This is a genomic window from Vitreimonas sp. (assembly GCF_036392335.1).
Classification (GTDB): Bacteria; Pseudomonadota; Alphaproteobacteria; order Caulobacterales; family Aquidulcibacteraceae; genus Vitreimonas.
This window is the reverse complement of record NZ_DASVYD010000037.1, coordinates 14,314-37,133: the sequence shown is the minus strand read 5'-3', so window position 1 is coordinate 37,133 and position 22,820 is coordinate 14,314. Positions and strand designations below refer to the sequence as shown.

The 22,820-nt window shown below is 63.7% G+C and carries 17 protein-coding genes and 1 tRNA gene; 10 read left to right on the top strand and 8 right to left on the bottom strand.

The features are described 5' to 3' along the window. Positions 1–2: 2 nt before the first annotated feature. A complete protein-coding gene (locus tag VF769_RS08930) occupies positions 3–1,091 on the bottom strand; it encodes an HlyD family secretion protein (RefSeq protein ID WP_331008046.1) in 1,089 nt (362 codons plus the stop codon). After that, positions 1,091–1,579 carry a MarR family transcriptional regulator gene (locus VF769_RS08925; RefSeq protein WP_331008045.1) on the bottom strand — a complete coding sequence of 163 codons (489 nt, stop codon included), beginning with the start codon at positions 1,577–1,579 and terminating at the stop codon, positions 1,091–1,093. Before VF769_RS08925 ends, VF769_RS08930 begins: the two co-directional genes overlap by 1 nt. A gap of 70 nt (positions 1,580–1,649) precedes the next feature. Here VF769_RS08925 and VF769_RS08920 point away from each other — a divergent pair, with 70 nt between their 5' ends. Further along, positions 1,650–2,519: an alpha/beta hydrolase gene (locus VF769_RS08920; RefSeq protein ID WP_331008044.1), complete on the top strand. Its 870-nt coding sequence runs from the start codon at positions 1,650–1,652 to the stop codon at positions 2,517–2,519. Between the two features lie 6 nt (positions 2,520–2,525). Here the strand turns inward: VF769_RS08920 and VF769_RS08915 are convergent, their stop codons facing one another. Continuing rightward, the gene (locus tag VF769_RS08915) at positions 2,526–2,933 is read right to left on the bottom strand and encodes a MarR family transcriptional regulator (RefSeq protein ID WP_331008043.1); all 408 of its coding nucleotides are present in this window, start codon (positions 2,931–2,933) and stop codon (positions 2,526–2,528) included. 95 nt (positions 2,934–3,028) lie between these two features. Between VF769_RS08915 and VF769_RS08910 the strand changes: the two genes are divergently transcribed. Further along, the gene (locus VF769_RS08910) at positions 3,029–5,779 is read left to right on the top strand and encodes a TonB-dependent receptor (protein ID WP_331008042.1); all 2,751 of its coding nucleotides are present in this window, start codon (positions 3,029–3,031) and stop codon (positions 5,777–5,779) included. A gap of 348 nt (positions 5,780–6,127) precedes the next feature. On the opposite strand, the gene VF769_RS08905 is transcribed toward VF769_RS08910, so the two are convergent. Both VF769_RS08905 and VF769_RS08900 read right to left on the bottom strand, forming a co-directional pair. Next, on the bottom strand, positions 6,128–6,910 hold the full coding sequence (locus VF769_RS08905) for an NUDIX hydrolase (protein ID WP_331008041.1): 783 nt from the start codon (positions 6,908–6,910) through the stop codon (positions 6,128–6,130). Positions 6,911–7,162: 252 nt separating this feature from the next. Continuing rightward, positions 7,163–8,398: a tyrosine-type recombinase/integrase gene (locus tag VF769_RS08900; protein WP_331008040.1), complete on the bottom strand. Its 1,236-nt coding sequence runs from the start codon at positions 8,396–8,398 to the stop codon at positions 7,163–7,165. Positions 8,399–8,550: 152 nt separating this feature from the next. On the opposite strand from VF769_RS08900, the gene VF769_RS08895 reads away from it, so the two are divergent. Next, positions 8,551–9,177, top strand: a complete 627-nt coding sequence (locus tag VF769_RS08895) for a glycosyltransferase (RefSeq protein ID WP_331008039.1) — start codon at positions 8,551–8,553, stop codon at positions 9,175–9,177. On the opposite strand, the gene VF769_RS08890 is transcribed toward VF769_RS08895, so the two are convergent. Next, the gene (locus VF769_RS08890; RefSeq protein ID WP_331008038.1) at positions 9,174–10,178 is read right to left on the bottom strand and encodes a threonine aldolase family protein; all 1,005 of its coding nucleotides are present in this window, start codon (positions 10,176–10,178) and stop codon (positions 9,174–9,176) included. The genes VF769_RS08895 and VF769_RS08890 overlap by 4 nt on opposite strands. A 160-nt stretch (positions 10,179–10,338) precedes the next feature. Between VF769_RS08890 and VF769_RS08885 the strand changes: the two genes are divergently transcribed. Next, on the top strand, positions 10,339–12,666 hold the full coding sequence (locus VF769_RS08885) for an ATP-binding protein (RefSeq protein WP_331008037.1): 2,328 nt from the start codon (positions 10,339–10,341) through the stop codon (positions 12,664–12,666). On the opposite strand, the gene VF769_RS08880 is transcribed toward VF769_RS08885, so the two are convergent. Next, positions 12,667–14,079, bottom strand: a complete 1,413-nt coding sequence (locus VF769_RS08880) for a M20 family metallopeptidase (protein ID WP_414731772.1) — start codon at positions 14,077–14,079, stop codon at positions 12,667–12,669. Positions 14,080–14,471: 392 nt separating this feature from the next. Between VF769_RS08880 and mdoH the strand changes: the two genes are divergently transcribed. Together mdoH and VF769_RS08870 are read left to right on the top strand one after the other, a co-directional pair. Then, positions 14,472–16,340: a glucans biosynthesis glucosyltransferase MdoH gene (gene mdoH / locus VF769_RS08875; protein WP_331008035.1), complete on the top strand. Its 1,869-nt coding sequence runs from the start codon at positions 14,472–14,474 to the stop codon at positions 16,338–16,340. 57 nt (positions 16,341–16,397) lie between these two features. Then, a tRNA-Gly gene (locus VF769_RS08870) sits at positions 16,398–16,472 on the top strand. Between the two features lie 28 nt (positions 16,473–16,500). Here VF769_RS08870 and VF769_RS08865 read toward each other — a convergent pair. After that, positions 16,501–17,868: an MBL fold metallo-hydrolase gene (locus tag VF769_RS08865; RefSeq protein ID WP_331008034.1), complete on the bottom strand. Its 1,368-nt coding sequence runs from the start codon at positions 17,866–17,868 to the stop codon at positions 16,501–16,503. A 139-nt stretch (positions 17,869–18,007) separates the two neighbouring features. On the opposite strand from VF769_RS08865, the gene VF769_RS08860 reads away from it, so the two are divergent. From VF769_RS08860 to VF769_RS08845, 4 genes are all read left to right on the top strand, one after another. Beyond that, positions 18,008–18,745: an ABC transporter ATP-binding protein gene (locus VF769_RS08860; protein ID WP_331008033.1), complete on the top strand. Its 738-nt coding sequence runs from the start codon at positions 18,008–18,010 to the stop codon at positions 18,743–18,745. Positions 18,746–18,790: 45 nt separating this feature from the next. Beyond that, complete coding sequence (locus VF769_RS08855) at positions 18,791–21,112, top strand: ABC transporter permease (protein ID WP_331008032.1); 2,322 nt, start codon at positions 18,791–18,793, stop codon at positions 21,110–21,112. Next, a complete protein-coding gene (locus VF769_RS08850; RefSeq protein ID WP_331008031.1) occupies positions 21,112–22,320 on the top strand; it encodes an efflux RND transporter periplasmic adaptor subunit in 1,209 nt (402 codons plus the stop codon). The genes VF769_RS08855 and VF769_RS08850 overlap by 1 nt, the downstream gene beginning before the upstream one ends. Before the next feature lie 81 nt (positions 22,321–22,401). Further along, a complete protein-coding gene (locus VF769_RS08845; RefSeq protein ID WP_331008030.1) occupies positions 22,402–22,818 on the top strand; it encodes a hypothetical protein in 417 nt (138 codons plus the stop codon). Positions 22,819–22,820 lie beyond the last annotated feature (2 nt).

The window sequence follows — 22,820 nt, the reverse complement described above, 5'->3', positions numbered from 1 at the left end:
GCCTAGCGCCCTCGCAAGCGATCGGGATCGGAGCGCGTGTCAACGCGTGTGTGGGCGCTCAATCCCGCGCGCAGGATCAAATCCGGCGGTGGATTGACCAGTGTCAGGCGCACCGGAACGCGTTGCACGACTTTGACCCAGTTGCCCGTCGCGTTTTGCGCCGGCAATGGCGAGAATACGGCGCCTGTGCCGGGGCTGAAGCTTGCAACGCGCGCCTCGAACGCCCGGCCGCCAAACGTGTCGATGCGCACCGTCGCTCGTTGGCCGATCTGCATGCGGCCAATCTGGTTTTCCTTGAAGTTCGCCTCGATCCAGGGCTCGCCTGCGATGAGCCAGAACAGCGTCTGTCCCGCGTTGACGAACGTTCCCACCTGGACCTGGTCGACACGAGTGACCACCCCATCCTGAGGCGCGACAACTTCAGTATAGGAAAGCGCCAGCCGCGCCCGTTCAAGCCGGGCCGCCGCCTCGCGCACCGAGGCGTGCGCCTCGATGTCGAGGTTGGCGTCCCCGCCCAGATTGGCGAGCGCCGCGCTGAGGCTCTGCTCCGCCGCGGCACGCTCGGCCTCGGCCTGCTCAAGCGCATGCTCGGCCGCCTCGACATCCTGGCGAGCCGCAATCCCCTCTTCGCCAAGCCGGCGCGCGCGCCGCAACGCCGCCTGAGCGAACGCCACGCTCTCCCGCCGCGCCCGCAAATTCGCTTGTTGGGCGCCATACTCCGCGCGCAGCGCCATCACGCGCGCCCGCGCGGACGCGAGAGCCGCTTCGTATTGAGCGACATCAGCCTCGGGATTGGCCCGATCAAGTCGAAACAAGACTTGGCCGGCGCGCACCGGCTGATTATCGGCAACGCGCATCTCGACAATGCGGCCGGCGACGCTCGTGCTGATCGGCACGCGCGCCGCTTGTACGTAAGCGTTTTCGGTCTCCTGGTAGCGCCCGCTCGTCACCATCATGAAGAGCAACGCCGCGATCGCCACAGCGGGGACGCCATAAATGATGTAGAGGCGCGCGCGTCCGGTCAGGCGCGCGCGCAGCCTCGCCGCGAGCGAGCGCGCCGGCGCCGGTTCGGGAGCGTCGCCCGCATCCATTATGAATCGGGCGCGGCGCGGATTGCGCCCATGGCGCTCGCGCGGTCTCGCAGCCGCTCAATTAGGGCCCGCAAGGCCTCCAATTCGTCATCGGTGAATGCAGCGCACAAGTCCTCGTCGAAACGGCGCACAACGTCGAACACTTGGGCCATGGTCTCGCGGATTCTGGGATCGAGATATACCCGCCAGCGCCGCCCATCGGCAGGATCGGATTTGCGCCTGACGTGGCCGCTGGCTTCGAGTTGGTCGATCATCTGGCCGGCGCCCGCGCGGGTGATCTCGAGCAGGCGCGCCAACTCGGTCTGGCTCAGGCCGTCCTGGCGATAAAGATAGGCGAGCACGCGCCAGCTCGACCCGCGCAAGCCGACTTGGCGCATCCGCGCGTCGAAGGCCGACCGCATAAGGCGGGTTGCATCGGCGATGGCGAAGCCCAAGCCCGCCAAGCGCGTATCGAGCAAGCTCGCCTCCTCAGAGCGTGAAGCGGTCATGGGCTTGTCTCCCCCGAGGTTAATTCTGTAAACCGCTTTACTATAATCCCGCATGCGGAAGAAGGCCTTAATGTCTGCACTCGCCGATCGCATCTGTTTGTCCGGCGTCGACGAAATCCCGCTCGTTGCGGACAGTCTTGGCGCCGGGCGCCGCGGCGTTGTGCTGCTGGCTCATGGGGCGGGACAAACGCGTCGCGCGTGGGCGGGGACGGCCTCACGTCTGGCTGCTGAGGGCTGGCGCGCTGTTGCGCTCGACCTGCGCGGCCATGGCGACAGCGGCTGGGCGGCGGACGGCAACTACCGGCTCGAACGGTTTGCAGGCGATCTGGCGCGCGCCGGCAAAGCGCTCTCTACAGACACAAGGCGCCCTCACCTCGTGGGCGCGTCGCTCGGCGGCTTAGCCGGCCTCATGGCCGAGACGCACGTTGCGCCCGGCGTGTTCGCCTCGCTGACCCTGGTCGATATTACTCCACGCATGGAAGCCAGCGGGGTTGAGCGGGTGCTCGCATTCATGGCCGATCGCCTTCATGAAGGCTTCGATAGCGTCGAAGACGCAAGTGTGGCGATCAGCACCTATCTGCCGCACCGGACGAAGGGGGGCGACCTAACAGGCCTCGCGAAGAATTTGAGGCTTGGCGCTGACGGACGCTACCGCTGGCACTGGGACCCGCGTTTCATCGCCAGCGTTTTGGAATCCCGCAACGAGCACAACATCGCTGAGTTCGAGCAAAGGCTGGGCGAGATCGAGCTGCCATTGCACCTCATCCGCGGCCGGATGAGTGAGTTGATCTCGGAAGACAATGCGCGCGCGTTTTTGACCGCTGCGCCACGCGCGCGATTCACCGACATCGCCGGTGCGAGCCACATGGTGGCAGGAGATCGTAACGACGCCTTCTGCGAGGCGGTGCTCGCTTTCCTCAACGAGGTCGCCGCGAGCTGAAGCGCTTCAGTCTTTGGGCGGATTGTCGCGCGAGCCTCCTTGCATTTTAGCAAGATGATCGCGAAGGCGTGCGACCAGAGTGGTCAACGTCGACAATTCTCTATCGGAAAATTCTTCAAAGCATTCCGTCTCGACCGCTTCGGTTACGGCCAAGAAGTCCAACACTTTTGCTTGTGACTGAGGGCTTAGAAAAACCCGCCAGGACCGGCGATCATCCGGATCGGTGCGCCTTTCAACTAGACCACCCGCTTCCAGCCGATCCACCATCTGACCAACTGCCGGCCTGCTGACTTCAAGTAATTTGGCGAGTTGGGTCTGGGTGAGCCCGTCCTCTCGATATAGATAGGCAAGCACACGCCAACTGGCGCCGCTCAAGCCATCCGAACTCAGCCGTGCGTCGTAGATGGCGCGCATGAGACGCGTCACCTCTGCCAGGGCAAAACCCAACAACGCGCGTGGCGACAATGCCGCACTCGCAGAAACGCGCCTCTTGACGCTAGTGCCAGTGCTTGCGGCTCGGCGCGACATATGCAAACTTCCTCATTATAAAGCTCTTTACTAACCTCGGACGCTGCGCGAACCGGGGACGAGGGGGGATTGCCATGAAGAAAATGTCAACACTTGCGCTCCTGTCAGGGGCGTCGCTTGCCGCGATTGGAGCCTTCAGTCCCGCCTTTGCGCAGGATGAGCCAGAAGCTTCGGAGGAGATCGTCGTCACAGCGACCGGACGGACCGCAGCGATTCAAGACGTTCCGCTGGCGGTGACCGCGGTGAGCGGTGAGCAGCTCACTAATGCAGGTGTCCAGGACCTCCGTGATGTCACCCAACTCGCGCCATCGTTCCAACTCGGCACCGGCCAATCCATCGCCGCGAGCACCGCGCGGATCCGGGGTATCGGCACCGGAGGCGACAATGTCGGTTTCGAGTCAGCGGTCGGCATCTTCATCGACGGGGTTTACCGCGCACGCGCGGGCGCAGCGCTCGCCGATCTACCGGATGTGGAGCGGATTGAGGTTTTGCGTGGTCCACAAGGCACCTTGTTCGGGCGCAACACCTCCGCCGGCGCGATCAGCGTCGTGTCCGCAGGACCCGACTACGAGCCGGGCATGTACATTGAAGGCATGTTCGGCCTTGACGACTTGGAAGAGGCCGGACTGCGCACCGGTGTCAACATCGCCGTGAACGACGGCTTGGCATTCCGGCTGGATGGCGCGATCAGATCACGATCTGGGTATATCACCGACCTCATTTCAGGCGATGACCTCAACACGCGTGACCGCTGGACGGCGCGCGGACAAATGCAATTGGACATCAACCCCGACGCAACATTGCGGGTCATCATCGATGCGTCGGAAGCAGACGAGGTTTGCTGCGGCGTGACGCCGTTTATCTACGGTTCGACGCAGGGCGCCGTCACCGCGATCGTCGGACCCGCGGGGACGCCTGCGATCAATCCAGAAGGCCGCTTCATGACCGTAACGGGCGCGTTGCCCGGCCTTCCTTCGTTGGGTCCAGGTTTGCCAGCTCAGCCGCAAACGGACGCGCGCGACTATTCCGACGTCACTGAGGATATGGGTCTTTCCGCCCAGCTCGACTGGGACATCGGCGGCATGAACTTCACGTCCATCACCGCATATCGCGATTGGCAACAGACCCGCAGCCAAGACATCGACTTCAACCTCATCGACATCGCCTACCGTGACGGCGTCGAAGTCGGCGTTGAGAACTTTACTCAAGAGTTCCGACTGCAGGGCGAGACGGGCCGTCTCAACTGGCTCGCGGGGATATTCTATTCCGACGAGACCCTCACGAACAACGATCGCATCCGTATCGGCGCTCATGCCAATCTATTCGCAAACGCCCTGGCGCAGGGAGGCACGGCGCCGCTCGCCGCCATTGGCGGCCCTGCCGGCGGTTGCCAATTGTTTGACTCTGGTGCGCCGAACGCCGAACCGGACTCGATTCCTTCATTCTTCTACTGCGCCAGCGACAATCCCGCGACGCCACTCGTATTTGATCCCAATCCGGCGCTCGCTGGCTTCTATCTGCAAGGCAACGTGGCGGGCGCCGGTCAACAAAGCGATGACTGGCAGGCTGACACCCAAAGCTGGTCCGTGTTCACGCATAACGAGGTGAACCTAAGCGATCAGCTGGTGCTGACCCTTGGCGCGCGATATACATCCGAAACCAAGGACGTCACCGCCGATCTTTTGTCTGTGTCGCCTGCGTGCGATGCATTACGCGCTATTGAGATTGGCACCGACCCGTTCTTCGGCGGAGCGGCGGACGGCGTTGGCTTCATCGAGGTGCTGCAATCCACCGCAAGCGCGGGCGGCTTGATGAATATTGCGTGCAGCCCAGCCGTGAACCCAATGGCCAACGGACATTGGGAAGGATCGTCCGAGGAGAACGAATTCAGCGGCACCATCTCGCTTGCCTACCATCTCTCGGACGACGTGATGCTCTATGGCGGCTATTCGCGCGGCTATAAAGCCGGTGGCTATAATCTCGACCGCCAAGGCATGGCGCTGCGTCCTGACACAACCAGCGCGGCCACGCTGAACATCGAGCAGACCCACTTCGATCCCGAGTTCACGGACGCCTACGAGATCGGATTAAAGTCAACGGTCCTTGGCGGCACGACGACCCTCAACCTCTCAGCCTTCTATCAGCAAATCCACGATTACCAGCTGAACGCGTTCAACGGCTTCAATTTCATCACCCGCAACGTGCCGGAGGTAATCAGCCAAGGCGCTGAGCTCGAGCTGTCGTCGTCGCCTATGGAAGGCCTCACGATCAGCGGCGGCGTCAGCTACATCGACGCCTATTTCGATAGCGAAGTACGATTCAACCCGCTGACCGCCGGACAGGGCGCCAGCGACCCGAACGCCGTGTTCGCGGGCGATCCGCTCGCGCTGTCGTCGGAGTGGACGGCCACTGGCGCGATCGCCTACGAGATGCCGCTAGGCGGCGACCTGCGCGCGCTGTTCTACTTGGACGGGCGCTGGAACAGCGAATATCGCACCCAGACCCTGGGCCGCGATCCGCTTGGGCGCACCGACAACGAGGCGTTCGCGATCTTTAACGGCCGCGTCGGCATAGGCCCGCAGGACGAGCGCTGGTCGGTTGAGTTCTGGGGACGCAACCTGACCGACGAGTTCTATTATGTCGGTGCGTTCCAGGCCACGCTGCAGAACACCTACGTCATCTATCCGAGCGAGCCGCAGACGTACGGAGTCACCGTTCGCGCGCGGTACTAACGCCCCCTACCGATCAGCTGCTCCCGCGGCTGTACACGACGCGGTTGTGCCCTCCCAGGCCACTGCGTTCGCTTAAAGCCCCGGTCCCTAGTGGGCCGGGGTATTTTTTTTCGACCGTCCAATGCCCGGGCGCGGCGGTCAAGCCGTGCGACCAAGGAATCCCGTCTAAAACGCGCCGAGAGCGAGCTTGGCGCTAACGCTGTGTTCGCTAGATCACGTCCTTGACCTCAAGGGTGCGAGCGAGGCCGCTTCACCTGCGCGCCTGCAGCTCTTGCCGCTTGTCATGCGGACTCATCAAATCCCGGTCGGGCGCGAAACTTCGAGGTGCCCCGGGGACAACCTTAAATCTCACGAGAACGCGCTCAAAGGTTGCCATACCTCGCCATAACCGGCGTTGGACGGAATGCTGAGACCCGTCTCTCCATTCCGTACCAAGACTTCAGGCAACACCGTCACGAGACTGCGCGCTCTCGCCCGCGCGATGCAGTCACGAGCATCGCGCGCTTCGGCAAGCAATCGCAGGTTCATGAGCGTGGGAAATATGATGGAGCGCTCTCCCGCAGCCGCCAATCTAATGGCCTCGGCCGGAGCGAGCCATTCTGCGTCGACGGTCTCGGATCCATCGCAGGCTGCCATCTGGCCGGGTGGGGCATGCAGCGCGTAGAACCACGTGTCGAAACGCTTTGGCATCACGGTGGGCGTGATCCAACGCGCGAAGACGGCCATATCGTCGAGCCGCAGCCTTACTCCGAGATCGCTCACGACGTCGATGAAGGCCGCCTCGCCAACGTCCACAGCCCTTCGAACGGCGACATCGCAGGCGGCCTCGAAAGGCGATCCGTCGGCGCCTTGCGCCAGAAGCAATCCCGCTTCCTCGAAAGTTTCCCGGATCGCGGCAATGCGGAGCGTTCGCTGAAGCGCGTCCAGCTGATCCCAGCCAACGGAATGCGCCGCCCATCGTTCATCGCTGTCGCCAGCTTGTGTCTTACCACCGGGGAAAACCAGAGCGCCGGACGCAAAGTCGATTTGATGATGACGCTTTACCATCAAGACCTGAAACAAGGGCTGATCGCGCAGCAGGAGAACCGTCGCGGCCGGCTTGGGTTCTGGCGCTTGCCGTAGACCAGTCATCTGGCGTTCTTTCCTGCTACTTGGCGACGCACATTGTTGATCGAGTGAGACAGTGGATTACGATATCCGCATTCGCAGCCGGTGAACTACGCCAATTGCTAGCACGAAGCGACAGTGAGAGCAGAACAGCAAGCCCTTCAATCGAAGCGCGGCTCACTGCCACGATGCGACGCACAATTCTTCGAATTCCGGATTGCGCTGGGTAAGTCGCCTCATCGTGTCGGAGGCGAAAGTGGGTAGCTCCTCGAATGATCACTGCCTCGCCTTAGCGCGCTGAACGATTTGCATCAGGTGCTCCTCCCAGCGCTCTAGAGCTTCGCGCTTCTGAGGTTCGTAGTCGAAGCGATTATAGATCTTCGTCACCTGCGGACCCGGTGGCGTGTGGTTCAGTATTCGGCTGATCACATCGCCCGAGATGCCGATCTCCGCCATCATGGTCGCGCCGGTGCGGCGCAGGTCGTGCACCGTAAGATCGCCGGCGCCGACATCTTCCCGCAGACGGATGAAGCCGCGCGTTAGTGCATGGCCAGTCGATGCAACTAGCATCTTGCGACCCGCAAATGCTTGATCAGTTCCAGTGTGCGCAAAACCCTCCTGCACGACCTTCAACGCGAGCGGAGCCAGCGGGACAACCTGGGGCGACTTGTTCTTGGTTCTGCTCCCCGGGATCGTCCAGCGCCTAGCGCTAATATCCACTTCGGACCTGCTGAGCCCAGCAACCTCGCCACGCCGCTGCAGCGTCAACAAAGCGAGTTGCAGCGCCTGAGCGGTCGAACGGCCGTGCGGATTGGTGGCCATATCCACCAGGCCCCACCAAACGAGCTTGAGTTCGTCCTGCGTGGCGACGCGCTCGCGACTGGCAATGCTCGGACCTGGATACCCCGCCAGCACGTTACGTTCGATCAGGCCTCTCTGGAGCGCGAAGGCCATAAGCCCCTTGAACGCTGAGCACGCACTCCGTGCGGCTCCAGGGCGCCCCGAATCCTCAATCTCCTCAACGTAGCGCCGCACCTCATCCAATGTGAGGAGCCCAATACTCTTCTTGCCGAATTTGGGCGTCACATAGAGCCGGATAGTCGACTTCAGCCGGACGATGGTGCAGTCGCGCATCCTGCGCTCAGCATCCGCCATATAGGTCTCAAGCACCTTGTCGACGGTCCGCTCCTTGCGAATCGCGTGCGTGCGCCTCGCCTCTTTGCGCTCCTTGGCAAGGTCGCGCCCTTCGAGCCGTGCGCCAGAGCGTACTTTGCCCGCATAATCGCGCGCGGTCTCGGGAAGCACACCAGGATAATCGCCGAGCACGACCTCCGTTGGCGAAGCGCCTTCCGGCTTATAGCGCACCGACCAGGTCTTGCGGCCCGACGGCATCACCATGATCGAGAGGCCTGCAATCTCGGTGTCTAGAACGCGATAACGTCGACCTTCAGGCTGCAGATCTTCGATCGCGCGACGCGTTAGTTTGAGCTTGTGGTTCGATGGTCTTGGCAACTGATACGCTCCACTGCATCCCTCAAATCCCGTTCCTGTCCCATTCGCTGCAGAGGGAGGCATAGGGACCGGTAGGGCCCGGTAGGGTTCAGCTAGGAAGGAAAAGCCAAGCACGACAAGGGGATGCGCCGCGCGCGCGGAAAAACCGCAAAGTGCGGCAAAATCGCGGAAAATTACTCAACGTCACCGAAGACGCCGACCTGGGCTATCGCCTCGCCCGGGATGGGTACGCGCTCTCCGTCATCGGCCCACCGACCTATGAAGAAGCCCCGATCAGTTTTGGGGCTTGGCTCAGTCAGCGGACGCGCTGGATCAAGGGGCATATGCAGACTTGGCTCGTGCTCATGCGCGATCCGCTTGGCGCCGCGCGCGACTTCGGCTTTCGCGGATTTGCGGCGATGCAACTTGTTCTCGGCGGCGGCCTGCTCGCCGCTTTCGCGCATGGGCCGCTCGCGTGCATTGTGCTGATCGCGGCCCTCTCACCGTACAATTTGCTCACGCCCTCGGATTTTGCGCTGGCGGTGTTCGGCTATTGCGTCGCCGTGTTCGCCGCCTTGAGCGCGGTGGCGCTGTCCGGAAACCTAAGTCATATCCGGGCCGCGCTGACGATGCCCTTCTATTGGCCGCTCGCCACCATCGCCGCATTGCGCGCCCTGCTTGAACTGCTCGTCAGGCCCCACCATTGGTCAAAGACCGCACACGGCCTGTCACGACGCACGCCCCCGCCGCTCGCGGTCGCCGTCCCGGATCAACCTCTCGCCCGACGCGCGGCGAGTTAGAGCGACGCCAAAAGGCGGCACATGGCTTCGATGTCCGCCTCCGACTGGTTCCAGGAGACGACGAGCCGCGCCTCACCCGGCGACCAATCATAGAACTCGGCCCCCGCTGCACGCAGCTTCGCCAGCTTTTCGGCCCCTGGCTTGATGAACACCTGATTACTCTCCACCGGCGTCGATACATGGGCCGCACCGGCCGCACCGAGTTTCGTCGCCAGCGCGTTGGCGCGTGCGGCGAGCTTCAGCCACAAGCCGCCCTCGAGATATGCCAAGAATTGCGCGGCCGGATAACGTCCCTTGCACAGCAGATGGCCGCCGCGCTTGCGTCGCCGCGCGATCTCCTCGGCACGGTCCAGATCGAAGCACACGATTGCTTCCGCCGCGATCGCGCCATTCTTGGTGGCGCCAAACGAGAGCAGATCGACGCCCGCCCGCCAGGTCACATCCGCTGGCGCGCACCCAAGCGCGGCAACGGCGTTGCCAAACCGCGCACCGTCCATGTGGGTTGCGAGCCCCGCTCGCTTGGCGATCTCGCCGATCGCCGCCACCTCCTCAGGTTTATACACGGCCCCACGCTCTGTCGTTTGCGAGATCGAAACAACGCTCGGCGCCACGGAATGAATCCCACGCGCATTGCGTACGATGGCTTCCTGCAACGCCGCCGGCGTGATCTTGGCTGCTTCGCCCTCGATCAGGACGAGTTTTGCGCCTCCTGAGAAGAATTCCGGCGCGCCGCATTCATCGCACTCGATGTGCGCCTCGCGATGGCACAGCACCGCGCCCCAGGGCGGCGTGACGCTGGCGAGCGCGATCGCGTTCGCCGCGGTGCCGCTAGCGACTGTAAAGACGCGCACCTCCCGCTCGAACAACGCACTGAACGCTTCGTTCAATTTGCGCGACCAGACATCCTCTCCGTACGCGGGCGCCGGTTTATCGTTTACGGCGGTTAAGGCGGCGACGATCTCCGCGGCCGCCGCAGCTGTATTGTCCGAACGAAAATTCATTCTTCACATCCCCGCCAAAGTCACGCGTCAACACACTCTTCACAAACGCCAGGAAAACCGCGCACTTTTCGTCTCAAAATAAAACGAAAACGCAGATGCGCGAACGCTTGCTTTACAGAGCGCCGATAGGCTTAGCGCAAATTAGCCATCGGGGCGGGGCGTGCAACATTTCATCAACCATGCGGCGATCGAACGCGCAGCGGCGGAGATCTTCTCCAGCACACGCACGCGTTATTATCTGTACGCGCTGATTGCCGTCGCCACCTCGATTTCGGCGGGCTTGCCTTTGGGCGCTGTGTGGTTCGGCCTCGCGCTCATGGTCGATGAGATGCACAAATGGGCGAGCACGCACGCCAACGCGCTTGTCGGTACGCACACTAAATCACTACATTTCACGCTCGATCTCGCGCAGTCGGCGAGCCTTGCTGTCGCGCCCGGCATCCTTTGGTTCGAGCAATCCGCAGTCGGCGCGCCCCTTGCCGCCGCCATGCTCGCGATGCTTTGCACCCACACGGCGTTCTCCGCGCGACGTGGCCGGCTCTATGCATTGGCGATCTGCGCGCCCTATGCAGCGCTCGGACTCGTGTTTCTGTTTGCGAGCGGCGGCTTGACCGCCTTCGCCACCGTACTCGCCGTTGGCGCTTGTGTGGCGTACGTGCTTGCTGCGGGCCTGCATCACGCGCATCGCGCTTCACATGCGCGGGTGCAGGACATCGAGTGGCTGCGACAGCTCAACATGAGCTTCAGCGACGCGACGTCGGCGGCTTGGGAGATCGATTTCACGCGCGAACGGCTCATCGGCGCCGACCGCCTCGCCGCCTTGGTCGGTCGACCGATCAGCTATCGCGACGTGGTCGAAGGCGCGTGCTTTGCGCCGCCCGAAGATCGCGCGCTGGTGAAGTCCGCTTTCGCCCCCACACACGGCGCCGTTCGCCGCCTGGCGCTGGCCCACGACGTGATGCGCCCCGACGGATCGCGCGTCCGCGTGCGTCACCACGCCTTCGTCCGCACCACGCCGGAGGGCGCTCCGGTCCGCGTCACCTGCGTTTCCCGCACAGGCGAACCGAGCGTCGCCGCACCCGCCCTTTCTCAGGATGCTTTGAAAGACGCATCCACCGCGCTCTTAGCGCAGGGTGAGACCCTAAAAACGCTGCGCAATGAATTGTCCTTGACCACCGAGACGCGCGCGCCGCTTGAGACGCTGTCGGCTGGTCTTGCGCGCATCCTTGGCGCACTCGCGCAAGGCGCGATCGATATCGAACGTGGCGTGGATGATCTGGCCCACGCCCGTCACGCCGCGGAAAGCGCCAATCTCGCCAAGTCGCAGTTCCTCGCGAACATGAGTCACGAACTGCGCACCCCGCTCAACGCCATCATCGGCTATGCTGAGATGCTGCAGGAAGATGCACAGGACAATGGCGACGCAGCCACCGTGCAAGACCTGCAACGCATTTTAGGCGCCGCCAAGCACCTGTTGAGCCTGATCAACGAAATTCTGGACCTCTCCAAGATCGAAGCCGGCCGCATGGACGTGAGCACCACGGAGTTTGACCCGTGCGAAATGCTTGACGACGTCATTGCCACCATTCGTCCGGTCGCGGAGCAGAACGGCAACGTCATCACGCTGACCGGACTGGCGGATGGCGGCCTCGCGCAGACCGATTCCATGAAGCTTGGCCAGTGCGTGCTGAACTTCCTCTCCAATGCCGCCAAATTCACGAAGAACGGCGCCATCGAGGTCACCTGCGACCGCCGCGAATTCAATGGCGTCGAGCAAATGTTCATCAGCGTGCGCGACACCGGCATCGGCATGTCCAGCGAGCACATGTCGCGCCTATTCCAACCGTTCGTGCAGGCCGACCCGAGCATCACGCAGCAATATGGCGGCACGGGCCTTGGTCTCACCATCACACGCCGCTTCGCGCAATTACTGGGCGGCGATGTCACCGTCGAAAGCAAGCTCGGCGAAGGCTCCATCTTCACCGTGCATGTGCCCGTGAACTTCTCCGACGCCGCCGCGGCTCTGGGCGCCGCCGCGAAGATCGATGAGATGCAAGGCACGGCCGATCAGCCGCTGGTCATCGTCATCGAAGACGAACCCGATGCACGCGAACTCGCCGCGCGCGCCCTCACCCGCGCCGGTTTCGCCGTGCAAGGCGTTGGCGGCGGCGAAGCCGGCCTCGCGCTTGCGCGCGCCAAGGCGCCGGCGCTCGTGCTGCTAGACATCTTCCTGCCGGACCGCTCGGGCTGGCGCGTGCTGCAAAGCCTGAAGCACGACCCGGCGACGCAGGACATTCCGGTGGTCGTGCTTTCGGTCAACGAAGACCGCGGTCACGCGCTCGCACTAGGCGCCGCCGAGCACATCGTGAAGCCGGCGGATCGCGACATGCTCGCCGCCACTGTGATGCGCTACGCCCGCAAGCGCCCCCCTGAGCGAGACGCGCCGGCCGCCACCGTCACGCCCCTCGCCCATAAGCACGCCGGCTGATTAGTGCGACGCGTGCGCGGCGACGACGCGCGCCACCACTTCCGTCACCCGCTTGCCGGTTGGGATGTGCAGAAATTCGTTCGGCCCGTGCGCGTTCGAGTGCGGCCCAAGCACACCCGTCACCACGAATTGCGCCTCGGGGAATTTCTCGCCCAGCATGCCCATGAATGGGATCGAGCCGCCTTCGCCCATCATCGCCACCGGCTTGCCGAACGCGGCGTGTGAGGCGTCCTCAAGCGCGGCTTCCAGCCACGCCGCCGTTGGCGGCGCGTTCCAACCAGAGCCGGCCTTCTCCCCCTCATAGGTGACGCGTGCGCCATAGGGCGGATCACGTTCGACGATCTCTTTCATGCGCTTGCTCGCTTGCACCGCATCGACCGTCGGCGGAATGCGCATCGAGAGCTTGGCTTCGGTGAAGGGGCGCAGCACATTGCCTGCATCCTGCGGCGCTGGCGCGCCGGCGAAGCCTGTCACCGAAAGCGCCGGCCGCCAGGTGCGGTTCAGCACCAATTCCGCAAGATCCGTTCCAGCGGGCTTCATGCCGTCGACGAACGGAAATTTCGCATAAACCTGATCGCCCAGCGCCTGCGCAGCGACTTTCGCCTGACGCACACGCTCGTCCGGAATTTTGGCCTTCAACTCGTCCACGACGACTTCGCCAGTCTCAATGTTCTCCAACCGCGCCAGCACCTGACGCAGGATACGAAAACTTGACGGCACGACGCCGGACGCGTCGCCTGAGTGTACGCCCTCGTTCAGCACGTCGACACGCAAGACGCCGCCAACCAACCCGCGCAACGAGGTCGTGAGCCAAAGCCGCTCATAATCGCCGCAGCCGCTATCGAGGCAGACCACCAGCGAGACTTTGCCGATACGATCAGCGAGCGCATCCATGTAGAAAGGCAAGTCCGGAGAGCCGCTCTCCTCGCTCGCTTCGATCACGATCACGGCGCGCTTGTGCGGCACGCCCTGATCCTTGAGGGCCAACAGCGCGCCCAGTGCGCCGAACATCGCGTAGCCATCGTCGGCGCCGCCGCGTCCATAGAGCTTGTCGCCTTCAAGCACCGGAATCCACGGCCCCTTGCCGTCCGCCCATCCGGTCATTTCTGGCTGCTTATCCAAATGGCCGTAGAGCAGCACGGTGTCGCCGCTCACGCTTCCGGGGACATCGATGAAAATCAGCGGCGTGCGACCCGGCGCGCGTTCGACGCTCAGCGTCGCGTTGAGCGCGGGCAACTTCTTTTCCGCCCAGGACACGAACAGCTGCACCGCCCGTTCCATGTGGCCATGCTTCTCCCAGTCAGGGTCGAACGACGGCGACTTGTTGGGAATGGCGATGTATTCAACGAGGGTCGGAACAATCTCGTCGTTCCAAATCTGATCCGTAAAGCTGCGCAGCTGCGCGTGCGAAATCTCGGCCATGAACGGGGGCTCCTTAGTTCGCAAAATAGGGCCGAACGTCAGGCTTGACCACGCGCCAAGGCGACCATTGCACTTTCACGCGTAAGCATTGCTTCCTTGCATAGCTTGACGCCCGCGGATCGTTTCGGGCGGACATTTCGCGTTATCGATGAAAAGAGCCGGCTTTTTACAGGAAATGGGTTCGAGGCCGCGCGCGTCGGGCAAGATTCGGCGACGCCAGCGGCAACGAGACGCATTGGAGCTTTCCAGGCGCCACATTCTTTAGCGACGCTGCGCGGGCCTCGCCCAAGTGGTGTGCGACGCTTGGGCATTGTATCTGTGCAACCGATATCGCACTTACGTGTTTAAGCGGGTTGGCGCCTCAATGCGCTCCGGGGGATCCATTGCCTTACGATCACGCGACGACGCCGCACATTCTGCCGCCGCCGGCAACCTTGGCGATGCCTACCCAGCCCGTGTCCCAGCCGGCGCAAGCGCGTCGCTGGCATGAATACACGCCGATGTGGCTGCGTCGCACCGGCCTGTTCGCCGCCACCTTCCTGCTGACGTTCGCGGCCTTCATGGCCCCTTATGACTTGTTCGCAGGGGAAGGCTTCACCTGGATCGAGGTCGCAGCACTCGTGCTGTTCGGTCCGCTCTTCATCGGCATCTCTTGCTGGTTCTGCAGCGCCCTCGCCGGCTTCTTCCTGTTGGCGACACGCCGCGGCGGTTTCTTCAAGGTGGAGGACATCCACGGCGCTTCGCATAAACGCACGGCGTTGCTCGCCGTTGTACGCAACGAAGACGTGGCCGCCGTCTATGCACGTCTGCGCGCGATGGATAACGCGCTCGCCCGTAAGGGTCTCAGCAGCCAGTTCGACTTTTTCGTCCTGAGCGACACCAACAAGGAGCTTGTCGCGGCCCAAGAGGGCCTCGCCGCCGCCAATGCCGCCGCCAGCAGCCACAGCGCCTTCTACTATCGTCGGCGCGCCATCAATCATGGCCGCAAGTCCGGCAATGTCGCCGATTGGGTCCGCAATTTTGGCGGCGCCTACGAATACATGATTGTGCTCGACGCCGACTCGCTGATGAGCGCCGAGCTGTTGCAAGCCCTGCCGGTTTACATGGACGCGCGCCCTGATCTCGGCGTGCTGCAGACCATCCCCATGGGCATGGCCGGCGAGACTCTGTTCGCGCGCCACATGCAATTCGGCATTCGCCTCTATGGCCGGGTCGCCAGCGCCGGCGTCGCCTGGTGGACGGGCGCGGAGGGCCTGTTCTGGGGCCACAACGCCATCCTGCGCACGCGCGCCTTCGCCGCGAACGCAGGGCTGCCGCGGCTTGAGGGGGCCCCGCCGTTCGGCGGTGAAATCCTCAGCCATGATGTCATCGAGAGCATGTTCATGCGCCGCGCCGGCTGGGGCGTGGAAATGGCGCCGCTGCTGGAAGGCTCCTACGAGCAATGCCCGCCGACCCTGGTGGACGAAGCCATTCGCGACCGCCGCTGGTGCCAGGGCAATCTCCAACATCTCGGCCTGATGCGCGCGCAGGGGCTCGGCTGGCTCGCCAAGGTGCAGATCGCCATGGCGGCGATGGTCTATTTCGCGGCGCCGCTCTGGCTCGCGTTCCTGAGCGCCGGCATTGCGCTGCGCCTTGAGCAGGGCGCGCCCGAACCAGGCGAACCCTGGTTTTCAGGCAGCGCCGAGCAATTGCTCGAATTGCACTGGAGCATCGTGCTCACGGTGGTGATGCTGTTTGGGCCCAAAGTCATGGGCGCATTGCTCATCCTTACGCGCCCCGAAGAACGCAGAGCCTTTGGCGGCGGCTTCGCCGTCATCGCGGGCCTGCTGGGCGAGTTGGTGATGTCAGCGGTTCTGGCCCCGATGCGCATGCTCTTCACCTGCCGCGCCGTTGCGGAAACGCTGCTCGGCTACGACAGCGGCTGGAATTCTCAACGCCGGTCCGCGGACGCCGCGCCCTGGTCGGAAGCCTGGCGTGCGTGCTGGTGGCACACGGCCATCGGCGTTTTCGTGCTGGCGCTCGCCGCGCCCTATTCGGATCTGGTGATCTGGACGGCGCCCATCCTGTTTGGACTGGTCTTCAGCGTGCCGTTGACCGTGCTCACCTCGAGCACGCAAGCGGGCATGCTGGCCGCAAGCGCCGGCGTCTTCCTGACGCCTGAGGAGGTGGCCCCGCCGGCCGTGATGGCGGCGGACGCCGCTCGACCCGAAACGGTCGCGCCGACGCCCGAGCAAGCTGCATCCTATGCCTAGCGCGCGCCGCGGCGCGCTTGCACGCATCACAAAACGCGCTATCGGTCCTCTCAACGCGCGGGCGTAGTTCAGAGGTAGAACGTCAGCTTCCCAAGCTGAATGTCGGGGGTTCGATTCCCCCCGCCCGCTCCAAACTTATGCGCCGTATGGTCAGCCCGGTTCACTCTCCCAAATTGTAGCTGCGCCGATCATCGACGACCGTCGCCCTCCATTGGAGCTCGCGGCCGATTCTCACGCGCAGCGCGTCTGCGGCCGCTGGCTCTCCGTGCACGATGAAGGTGCGCTCGGGCGGCGCCTCAAATCCATGAAGCCAACGCATGATCTCGTCGACGTCCCCATGCGCGGAAAGCTCGGACAGATTGGCCACCTCGGCGCGGATTGGCACCCAAGCGCCAAACATTTTCAGTTCGGTTTCTCCCGCCAACAGACGCGCGCCACGCGTGCCCGCCGCCTGATATCCGGCGAATAGGATCGTGCTCCTTGCATCGGGTCCAAACGCCTTGATGTGATGCAGCACGCGACCGCCCGTGGCCATGCCGCTGCCGGCGATGATCACTTTGGGCACGGGGTTAGCCGTCAGCGCTTTCGACTCTTCCACATCACGCACATATTTCGTCGCCGCGCTGGCCGCCTCACAGACATCTTGCGGCAAGCGATGGTCATCCAGATGGTGGCACATCAAATCTGTGGCGCGGATCGCCATGGGGCTATCCAAAAACACCGGCGTCGACAGCAAGCGACCGGCTTCCTTCAGCGTCCATAAATGATGCAGCAGAACTTGCGCGCGGCCAACGGTGAAGGCGGGTATGACGATTGTGCCGCCCCGCGCGACTGTCCGTTCAATGATCGCGCCGAGCGCATCCAGGGGGTTGGTCCGCGCATGCGTGCGGTCGCCATATGTGGATTCCACCAGCAAATAATCGGCGCGTGCGATCGGCTCGGGGTCGAGCATGACGGCGTCGCCGAACCGACCCAAGTCGCCTGAAAAGACGATCACACGGTCATTGCAGCGCAGCTCCGCCGTAGCGGCGCCGAGAATGTGTCCCGCACGACGGAATCTGAGGGCGACATTGCCGCGCAATCGTTGGTCGACGTGAAAGCCTATCGGGCGCAGCAATGTCAAAGCCCGTTCCACGTCGCGCATTGTAAAGAGCGGCAACGCCGGCTTGTGCTTGCTGAACCCTTTCCGGTTGGCGTAGGCGGCGTCCTTCTCGGCAATCTCGGCGCTGTCCCTGAGGAGGATTTCGGTGAGGTCCGCCGTAGCGGCGGTGCAATAGACCGGCCCGGCGAAACCCTCACGCGCCAGGATTGGCAGATAACCGCTGTGATCGAGGTGCGCGTGCGTGAGCACCACCGCATCGATCGAGCGCGGATCAATCGGCAGCGGCTCCCAATTGCGCTCGCGTAGGACCTTGAGCCCCTGAAATAGCCCGCAATCGAGCAAAATCCGGGCATCAGACGTCTCGATCAGGTGCTTGGAGCCCGTGACCGTACCAGCGCCGCCGAAACTGGTGAGTGATAGACTCAAAACCCGCTCATCCCCTTCTCTCGGCTCGCGCAGACCATTGTCAGCCGGCCGCTCCAGCGCCACCCTCGCCGACACCGCCGCCCGCCCGATTGAGGCCAATCAAGCGCGTGACGGCTCCGCCGGGGCAAAAGAAACACCCATGGACCGGGCTGAAGAAGTGAACGCCGCCGAAGGCGGCCCTCTGTTCGCCCTGCGCGGCGTCGGCAAGACTTATGGCGAAGGCGCGACGGCTGTCCATGCGCTCATTGACGTCAATCTGGATATCGTCCCGGGCGAGTTGATTGTGCTTCTCGGGCCCTCGGGCTCCGGCAAATCTACTCTTTTGAACATCCTCGGCGGCCTCGATCGACCAAGCGCCGGCGAGGTTCTGTTTCGCGGCGCGTCGCTCACAACGCTCAACGACAGCGGGCTCACGCAATTTCGGCGCAAGCATGTTGGCTTTATTTTTCAATTCTACAATCTCATCCCCAGCCTCACCGCCCGCGAGAATGTGGAACTCGTGGGCGAGATCACCGACGACCCGCTTGACGCCGCCGAGGCGCTTGAACTCGTGGGCTTGGCCAAGCGGCTTGATCATTTTCCTTCGCAACTCTCAGGCGGCGAGCAGCAACGGGTCGCGGTCGCGCGCGCCATCGCCAAACGTCCGGCGGTATTGCTCTGCGACGAACCCACTGGCGCGCTCGATGTGAAGACCGGCGTGCGGGTTCTGGAGGCGTTGCAGGAGGTCAATGAGCGCTACGGGTCCACGACCTTGATCGTGACGCACAATGCCGATGTTGCGCGCATGGGCGCACGCGTGATCCGCTTTGGCGACGGACGCGTGCGCAGTGTCGAAGTAAACGCCGACCGCGCGGCGCCGTCGCAATTGGTTTGGTGATCCATGCGCGCGCTCGACAAAAAGCTCTTGCGGGACGTCTGGCGCATGCGCTTACACGCAGCCGGGGTCGCGCTTGTGCTTGGGTGCGGCCTCTCGATCCTGGTGATGGCTGTTGGCATGCGCGGCTCAATGGAGCGGACGCGCACCGCCTATTATGCCGAACGCAATATGGCCGACCTCGCCGTGTCACTCGTGCGCGCGCCGGACCGCGTCGCGCACCAATTGGCCGAGGCGCCCGGCGTGCAAGCGGTGGAAGCCCGCATCAGCGGCGTCGCGCTGCTGGACCTGCCCGACGTCGAGCAGCCGCCATCGGCGCGCCTCGTCTCCTTGCCTCGCGATGGACGGCCGCTCGTCAATGATCTCACCCTGGCGCGGGGACGTTGGCCGGACCCAGCACGCGCCAACGAAATCATCTTGAGCCAAGCGTTCGCCGACGCCAACCGCATCGAGCCCGGCGATACGCTCGCGGCGACAATGTACGGCCGCCGACAAACACTGCACGTGGTCGGCATCGCCAACTCGCCCGAGTTCGTCTTCGTCGCCGCGCCTGGCGAGTTGTTTCGACAAGCCGACCGCTTTGGCGTGATTTGGATGGGCCGCGAAGCGCTCGCGCGCGCCTATGATCTCGACGGCGCGTTCAACGACGCTGTGTTCACACTCGGCCGCAACGCCAACCCATCGGAAACGATCGCCGCGATCGACCGCATCCTCGCCCCCTACGGCTCGACCGGCGCCTATGGCCGTGACCGCATGATCTCTGACAGGTTCCTGAGTGAGGAATTGCGTCAGCTGTCCACCATGGCCACCTTCATCCCGGCGCTCTTTCTCATCACGGCGGCGTTCTTGGTCAACATCGCGATGAGCCGCGTGATCGCCACTGAACGCTCGAACATCGGCTTGCTGAAGGCGTTCGGTTATTCGGACGCCGCGGTCGCGTGGCATTACGCCAAGAGCGCCCTCATCTTCGCGGCGATTGGAGCATTCTTGGGTTCGGCGGCAGGCGTCGCTCTCGGGCGTGCTGTGGCCGACCTCTATCGCGAATACTACCATTTTCCACGGCTCGATTTCAGCGCGTCTCCCGCGACATTCATCGGCGCTTGGGCGGCGGGATTTGCCGCCGCGCTGGCAGGATGCTTGGTTTCGGTTCTGCGCGCAGCGCGCTTGGCGCCTGCGGCGGCGCTCACACCGCCGCGGCCGACCGCATTCTTTTCCGAAGGGGGTGGCGTTGCCGAATTTGCGGCAAAACTCGACGCCAAGTCGCGCATTATCATGCGTCGGATCGCGCGCTTCCCCCGTCGCGCCGGCACCACCTCGCTCGGTGTCGCCTTCGCCATCGCCCTGCTGGTGGTGGCGCGTACATTCCCCGCCGAAATGGATTATTTGCTCGACGTGAATTTCGGCGTCGCCAATCGCCAGGACGTCACGCTCACCTTCGCCGAAGCCCGCGATCAAGCCGTGCTGCACCAGGTCGAACGGCTCCCCGGCGTCCTCTATGCTGAACCGTTCCGTGTTGATGACATCGTCCTGCGTCACAACGGCCGCACCGTCCACGAGGCGGTTTTTGGCGTGCCCCCGGCGGCGCGCTTGAGCCGTGTGGTCGGCGCCAACCAGACGCCCATTCCGCCCCCCATTTCCGGCATCGCCTTGGCGCGCGCGCTTGCGCAAAAACTGGATGCACGCCCTGGCGACGAAATCCGTGTGGAGCAAACGCGCGGCCAACGCATCGCCACAACAGTGCGCGTCAGCACCATCGTCGACCCGATGATAGGTTCGTCAGCCTATATGGAGCTCGGCGCTCTCTCGCGCCTCCTGCGCGAACCCGGCCGTATCAGCGGCGCGCATCTCATGATGGACCCCGCTCACATGACGACATTCAATAGGCGCATCAAGCAGATCCCGGTCATCGCCGGCGCCAGTTATGTTGGCCAGGCCGAAGCCTCGATGCGGCAGGAGTTCGACGAAGGTGTCGGAGTGATGAATTTCATCTATGCCGCGTTCGCCGCCATCATGGCGGGCGGTGTCGCCTTTTCCGCCGCGCGCATCACGCTGGCCGAGCAAGAGCGCGATCTCGCCACGCTGCGCGTCCTCGGCTTCACGCGGGCGGAGGTGTCCTACATCCTCATCGGCGAACTCATGGCCCTGGCGCTCATCGCGGCGCCCGCGGGGATCGCGTTCGGCACGCTGCTTGCGATATGGCTGATGCAACTTTTCCAGACCGACATGTACGCTTTTCCGTTTGTGTTCAATCCCGGCGGCTATGCGTTCGCTGTGACGTTCACACTGGTCTGCGTCGCCGCGGCCGCGCTGGTGGTGCGCATGGGCATCGATAAACTTGATATGATCGGCGTTCTTAAGGCGAGGGATTGATGATGCGCCTGCCTACCCCAGCCGAACTGACGGCCATCGTCCGCCAGCACATCCCATCCAAGCCGCCAAAGCTCGCGCGGGCGCAATGGATATGGCTGGGTGCGGGCGCGCTCCTGGTCGTCGTGTTGACTTGGCTCGCATGGCCGCGAGCGCAAGCCGTGGATGTGGCGGTGATCGACCGCGGCGTCGTGCGCGCAGAAGTCGTTGATGAGGCCCGCACACGCATTCATGACGTCTTTGTGGTTGCCGCGCCGGTCAGCGGCGAATTGCAGCGTATCGAGCTTGAGCCAGGAGACCCAGTGGTGCGCGGTCAAGTCGTCGCCACCATACAGCCCGCCGACCCCGCGCTCCTTGACGCTCGTGTCGCCGCTGAAGCCAATGCCGGCGTGAGCGCGGCGCAAGCGGCGCTCACGGCTGCGGAAGCAGATTATCAATTGGCGCAAAACGATCGGCAACGCATCGCCGCTTTGTTCGCGCGCGATTTCGCCTCGCAAGCCGCGCTTGACGCCGCCGATGCCGCGCTGCGGGCCGCGCGCGCCGCCGTCAACGCGCGCCGCGCCGACCTCACGCGCGCCCGCGCCGCCGCTGGTTCGCCCACATCACGCGCCCGGCGCGCCACCCCGATCGCCAGCCCCGCCGCGGGCCGCGTCCTGCGCGTTCTGCAAGAGAGCGAAACCATCGCGCTGGCGGGATCCCCGCTTCTGGAGATCGGCGACCCCGCCCAGATTGAAATCGTCGCCGAGTTCTTGTCGCAAGACGCGGTACGGATGCAGGCTGGAGCCGCAGCGCAGATCGAGAATTGGGGCGGCGATCCGCCGATACCCGCGCGCGTGTTTCGCATTGAACCCTACGCGCGCACCAAGATTTCGGCGCTGGGGGTCGAAGAGCAGCGCGTCAATGTGATCATCCACCTGCAAGAGCCGGAGCGCGCGCCGTCCCTGGGGCACGGATTTCGCGTCGACGCGCGCGTGGTGATCGCTGAAGCGGCGGACGCTCTACGTGTGCCGACGGATGCACTCGTCCGCGACGGACGCGGCTGGGCGGTGTTCGTGGTCGAAAGAGGCCGTGCGCGGCTTCGGCCTATCGCGGTCGGCCATGGCGGCGAGGATTACCGCCTGGTCACCGAGGGACTCGCGCCCGGAGACCGCGTAGTCCTGTTTCCGGGCGACGATCTGGCCGATGGCGCGCGCATTCGCCCAAATGGGTGAGCGTGCGCGCTTCTGTCTTGATCGCGCGCAAGGTAGTCTCCGCCCCGGCGTGGACACTCGCGACCGAAAGGGAGCATCGTGATGAGCCAAGCAGTTATTGATTTTTGTGAAGGCTTGAAGTCGACGTTGTTGACGCTGGAAGATCGTCTGGCCAAGGCGAAAACCAATTTAGAGACTGGCGCCGCAGGGGCCAGCAGCGAAGCCAAGAAGCACATTGACGAAGCCGCAGCGCAATTGGCGCAGTTCAAGACGCACGCGGCTCTGATGGCCCAAGCCATCCGCGCCGACTTGCCAAATCAAACCGCCGTGGCCCAGGAAAAGCTCAAAGACTTTGGGCAAGAGGCGCAAGTTGCCCTGCGCCACGCCGTGGTTTTCCTCGCCGAGAATACGGCCGAAGCGCTGCAGGTCGGTGCGAAGTCCGCGCAGCGCGTCGCCGAGCACCTTCGCCATGAGACCGCCGTTGCCGTGGTCGAAGATCAGGCCAAGCCGCCGGCGTGACG